Source organism: Yoonia sp. (assembly GCF_042093035.1).
Lineage (GTDB): Bacteria > Pseudomonadota > Alphaproteobacteria > Rhodobacterales > Rhodobacteraceae > Yoonia.
Genome location: NZ_JBELFI010000151.1, coordinates 1 through 4,633, shown reverse-complemented (window position 1 = coordinate 4,633; position 4,633 = coordinate 1). Strand labels below are relative to the sequence as shown.

Sequence of the window (4,633 nt, the reverse complement as noted above, 5' to 3'; positions counted from 1 at the left end):
GGCACGCCAATCACCCCTGAACGCCCAATCGGTTCATGCACCATAAGTGTCGCTGGTGCGGTTTCGGTCATTCCCCAGCTTGAAATCATCAAAGGCAATCGACCGCGCACTTCGATGGCCATCTCTTCCAGACGCGTCCAAACATCCTGTGGAAGTGACGCACCCGCATAGAAGATCATGTCGAGATCTTTGAAATACGCCTCGCGCAGCGCAAGATTGGTTTCCATTTCTCGCACCAACATGGAAAAACCAACTGGGACGTTGAACGAAATGGTTCCGGGCCGTTCAATGATGTTGCGAACCGTGCTGTCGAACAGCGTCTTAGTGGGCTTGCCTTCGTCGATGACAAGGGTACCGCCATTGGCCAGCATCATGTTGGTATTGTGCGACCCGCCGAACACGTGGTTCCAAGGCAGCCAGTCGCAAAGGCGTGGTTTCTTTTCCTTCAGAAAAGGCAAGACCGAGGCAATTTGCGCCTGATTTGCACACATCATTCGTTGCGTCGTCAGGACGCCTTTGGGATCAGAGGACGACCCTGACGTAAACAGAATTTTGGCAACGGTGTCGGGGCCCGTACTGGCCAACAATGCGTCAGCGTCCTGCACTGCATCCCCGTCCAGCAGGTCCGCAAAAGAGGTGACAGGGCCCGGAGCACCCTCGGTTTTCGTTGCAACGATTTCAACGTCTGCGAGTTGTGGCAAGGCCAAAGCCACGGCGTATAAGCCAGCGACATCCGTGAAGGCCATTGCTGGGCTAACTTTGTCCAGAACATAGACCAAGCGGCCGTGCGCCTCGGTAATCAAAGAATACTGCTCGGCTAGCGGAACTGTCGGGACACCCGCATATTGCGCGCCAAACGACAGCAAAGCGTGATTTATGGAGTTGCCAGACAAAACAACAATCGGCGTGTCCGGCCCCATATTGCGCGATGCCAGTGAGGTCGCAATCGCTCGCACCGCTTCCAGGGCTTGGCTGAACGTAACGTCGCGCCAACTGTCGTCAGAACGTTCGGACAAAAAAACGTTGTCTGGTGTCGTTTCCGCCCAGTGGTGCAGCCAGTCGGCAGTTTTTTCCACAACATCGTCAAGCGGGACTTGCGAGGTTAGAAGAATGTCCTCGCCCTGCCGAGACAAATTCACTGCGTGGGGCATCAAATTGAGGCCGGTTTCCTTATCGATCAATGCCTTGTCTCCTGATCTTTTTTCCGACCATTGCTCGCACGCGCCAGCAAGTCGTGAAGTTGTGAAATTTCATGGTCCTCCAAACCGCTCAGCAACGCGGCTTCGTGGTCCTGAACGGCCTGCTCCACCTTTTCCCAAAGCCGACGGCCCTGCGCCGTCACCGTGAGCGAGTTGGTCCGTCGATCTCCCTTTACGGGCTTGCGTTTTAAGGCACCGGCGCGTTCTAGCTCGTCCACGACAACGACAACGCCCGATCGTTTGATATTCAGCACACGACCCAAATCCGACTGGGAAATGCCGGGGCTGGCAACGACAACCGCTAGGGCCGAAAAAGTGCCAGTGCGCAGGCCGAACGGGGCCACCGTTTGAGCCATATCGTCCTGAATAAGTAGATAGGCCCGCTTCATCCGGTAGCCCACGAACTGCCGCAGCAGCGTGTCGCTGGCCTCACCCTTTTCGGGTATTGCATCCGGGGATTTGGAGTTTGAAGTCGTCATTTGGAGCCTTCAATTCATCACGAGATCAACGAGCCAGAAACTAAGCGCTGGGAAGCTGATCAAGATGGCAATTCGGGCAAATTCAGCCATGATAAACGGCACCGTGCCACGAAATATCTGAGTCATGGGGATGTCCTTAGCCATCGCCGAGATCACGAACAGGTTCATCCCGACTGGTGGCGTGATTAGCCCCATTTCGACTACCACGAGAGCGATGATCCCGAACCACATCGCCTGTTGTTCGGGCAGCAGCCCGAAATCCAGCGCCATGATTGTCGGAAAGAACACCGGCACGGTCAGCAAGATCATCGACAGGCTGTCCATCAGGCAACCCATGACGAGGTAGAAGACCACCATCGCCAGCAAGATCGCCATCGGCGCAATGTCTGACGCGGCGAAGAATTGCGCGACATCATGCGGCATTTGGCTAAGCGCCAGGGCCACATTGAAAAGATCGGCACCAAAAACGATGGCAAAAATCATCGCCGTGGTTCCCGCGGTGTCGACGAGGCTATCGAAGACGGAGCGTATGGTTAGGCCACCTTTAAGGCTCCCCAAGAGGAGTGTCAGGATTACGCCAACAGAAGCGCCCTGGGCTGGTGTGAAGACACCTCCGTAGATGCCGCCAAGAACGACGCCGAAGATCACCAGAACGTGCCAGATTTGGCCTATGGAGCGAATGCGTTGCGCCATGGTCGACCGTTCACTCGTTGGGCCCTCTTCCGGGAAAAGGCGGACATAGATTGAAATCGCTATCATAAAGCCCACGACAGCCAAAATGCCTGGGACAGTTGCCGCCAAGAAGAGTTTTACGATGTTCTGTTCTGTCAAAAGCGCGAAAATGATCAGGACAATGGATGGCGGGATCAAGATCCCTAAAGTACCGCCTGCAGCCAGGGATCCCGCTGACAATGCCCCCGAAAACCCGTGCTTACGCATCTCGGGCATGGCCACCTTTGTCATCGTCGACGCCGTGGCCAGCGAAGACCCAGAGATCGATCCGAACAACGCGCAGCCCGCAACCGCCGCCATTGCCAGACCACCACGCATGTGGCCGATCCAGGCCCGCGCGGCGTTAAAGATCGAGGCCGAAATGCCGGAACGTGTCGCCAGATGCCCCATCAAAATGAACAATGGGACGACGGCAAAATCATAAGACATGAATTTATCGACCCAAGCCGTACTTAGGTAGAATTTTAGGCTCGTGAAAGAACTCAGTAGTGAGTATCCGACCGAACCAATCAGTCCCATCGCCAGCGCTATCGGCATCCGGATGAAGATCAGGATGAACAACGCGATGATTAGGAAAATGGCAATCGCAAATGGTGTCATACTTCGTCGCCTCGATTAAGGGGTGCTGGCCGCAGGTCGGCCACAACCAAGTAAAGTGCAATGAGCCCAGAAAAACCGGTCCCCAATACAGCTGGCACATAGGCCCACCATATCGGTGCGCCCAGCAGCATGGTCCGGTCACCGTAACCGCGAATTTCATTAAGTCCGTGGAATAGCTGCCAGCAAAGCAACGCCCAAGCTGCTGCGAACATGGCCATCCACAATGTGTCCATCGCTCGGTTGGCCGCCACCGGAAGCCGACCTGTAAACACGTCAACCATGACATGACCCTTTGTGAGCTGACACAACGGCAAGAACAGCGAGGCACAGGCCGCACAGGAAAGTTCGACCAACTCGAACTCACCGCGGAAGCTTCCCATCCCAAGGGTGGCGCGGATCACGGAAAATGTGACGAACACGGCCGCCCCAAAAATGACGATCCCGCCGAGCCCCGCCATCCCCGTCGCCAAGATGTGTAGGACCCGTCGCAGGGGGGGCATCCCCCCCTGCGGCTTTGTTCCAATCGAATTTTCTGACATCGTTAGCCTGCGTCAAGCAATTCGTTGGCCCGGGCCAGAATGGCCGCGCCGTCATGCCCAAAACCGTTCAGCTTTTCGATCCAAGCTTCATAGACCGGTGTCGCTTCTTCCTGCCATTTGGCGATCTCGTCGGCAGCGATCTCGTTGATCGGGTTGCCAGACCCTTCGGTGACCGAACGTCCGAATGCTTCGAATTCGTCGAACTGTGCGCCCAACTGCTGCGAGAGCGCGATGCCGGAGTTGTTGTCGATTACCTGACGAATATCGTCTGACAGGCCTTCATACTTTGGCTCGTTCATGACCAGGGCAAAGTTGTTGCAATACAGGCCACGAGCGGCCGCCGCCGGTTCTGACGTATAGGATGTCAGTTCGTGCAGTTTGATCGCCGGAACGATTTCGTATGGCAGACAGCAGCCGTCGATCACCCCGTTTGACAGACCTACGATCAAGTCCGGAACTGGGAAGAACACAACATCAGCGCCCAAAGCGGCCAGCATGTCGCCTGTCGCCTGGTTCGGTGCACGCAACTTCAGGCCTTGCAAATCAGCCTGTGTATTGACTGGCCCGTTGCGCGTATGCAGCTTGCCGCCATCATGGGTATGATACGCCAATACCTTCATGCCTTCGTATTCGTTCGGGGCAAATTCCTCGACCAGTTTGTGCATCGCAACCGATGTCTTTTCAGCGTTTGTGACCATGAATGGCAAAGACATTGTTTCTGCCACTGGGAAACGGTCGGGCGTATAAACTGGCAGAGTCCATGCAATGTCACAAATGCCCTGGCGTGCCTGATCGGCCAGCTGGGGCGGGCGGCCGCCCAATTGCATGGATGGGAAGAATTGGAAATCAACGGCGCCGTCGGTTTCTTCGATGATCTTTGCTGCCCATGGCTCCATGAACCGAGACTGGATCGGTGCCACTGCGGGCAGGAAGTGAGCCACGCGGAACGTGACCTCTGCTGCGTGAGCTTTGCTCAATAGTGCCGGTGTGGCCAGTGCGGCCCCCATCGAGGCAAGCGCTGTACGTCGTGTGAAATTTGTCATTTGGTTTCTCCTATTTAATTGAATTACTGGGATGTTTTGGA

Annotated in this window: 5 protein-coding genes; all 5 read right to left on the bottom strand. The window is 55.7% G+C overall.

Features of this window, described 5'->3' with window-relative positions; all coding sequences use genetic code 11:
- A partial coding sequence (locus ACFDSS_RS13540) for an AMP-binding protein (RefSeq protein WP_375256256.1) occupies window positions 1-1,181 on the bottom strand: 1,181 nt, incomplete at its 3' end.
- Complete coding sequence (locus ACFDSS_RS13535) at window positions 1,178-1,678, bottom strand: MarR family winged helix-turn-helix transcriptional regulator (protein ID WP_375256255.1); 501 nt, start codon at window positions 1,676-1,678, stop codon at window positions 1,178-1,180. The genes ACFDSS_RS13535 and ACFDSS_RS13540, both read right to left, overlap by 4 nt.
- A 9-nt stretch (window positions 1,679-1,687) precedes the next feature.
- On the bottom strand, window positions 1,688-3,010 hold the full coding sequence (locus ACFDSS_RS13530) for a TRAP transporter large permease (protein WP_375256254.1): 1,323 nt from the start codon (window positions 3,008-3,010) through the stop codon (window positions 1,688-1,690).
- Window positions 3,007-3,468 carry a TRAP transporter small permease gene (locus ACFDSS_RS13525; protein ID WP_375256253.1) on the bottom strand — a complete coding sequence of 154 codons (462 nt, stop codon included), beginning with the start codon at window positions 3,466-3,468 and terminating at the stop codon, window positions 3,007-3,009. The genes ACFDSS_RS13530 and ACFDSS_RS13525 overlap by 4 nt, the downstream gene beginning before the upstream one ends.
- Before the next feature lie 83 nt (window positions 3,469-3,551).
- The gene (locus tag ACFDSS_RS13520; protein WP_375256252.1) at window positions 3,552-4,592 is read right to left on the bottom strand and encodes a TRAP transporter substrate-binding protein; all 1,041 of its coding nucleotides are present in this window, start codon (window positions 4,590-4,592) and stop codon (window positions 3,552-3,554) included.
- Window positions 4,593-4,633: the final 41 nt, after the last annotated feature.

Coding starts and splice junctions, on each gene's coding strand:
- ACFDSS_RS13535 (WP_375256255.1), bottom strand. CDS start 1,678: ATGACGACTTCAAACTCCAAATCCCCGGATGCAATACCCGAAAAGGGT.
- ACFDSS_RS13525 (WP_375256253.1), bottom strand. CDS start 3,468: ATGGCGGGGCTCGGCGGGATCGTCATTTTTGGGGCGGCCGTGTTCGTC.
- ACFDSS_RS13520 (WP_375256252.1), bottom strand. CDS start 4,592: ATGACAAATTTCACACGACGTACAGCGCTTGCCTCGATGGGGGCCGCA.
- ACFDSS_RS13530 (WP_375256254.1), bottom strand. CDS start 3,010: ATGACACCATTTGCGATTGCCATTTTCCTAATCATCGCGTTGTTCATC.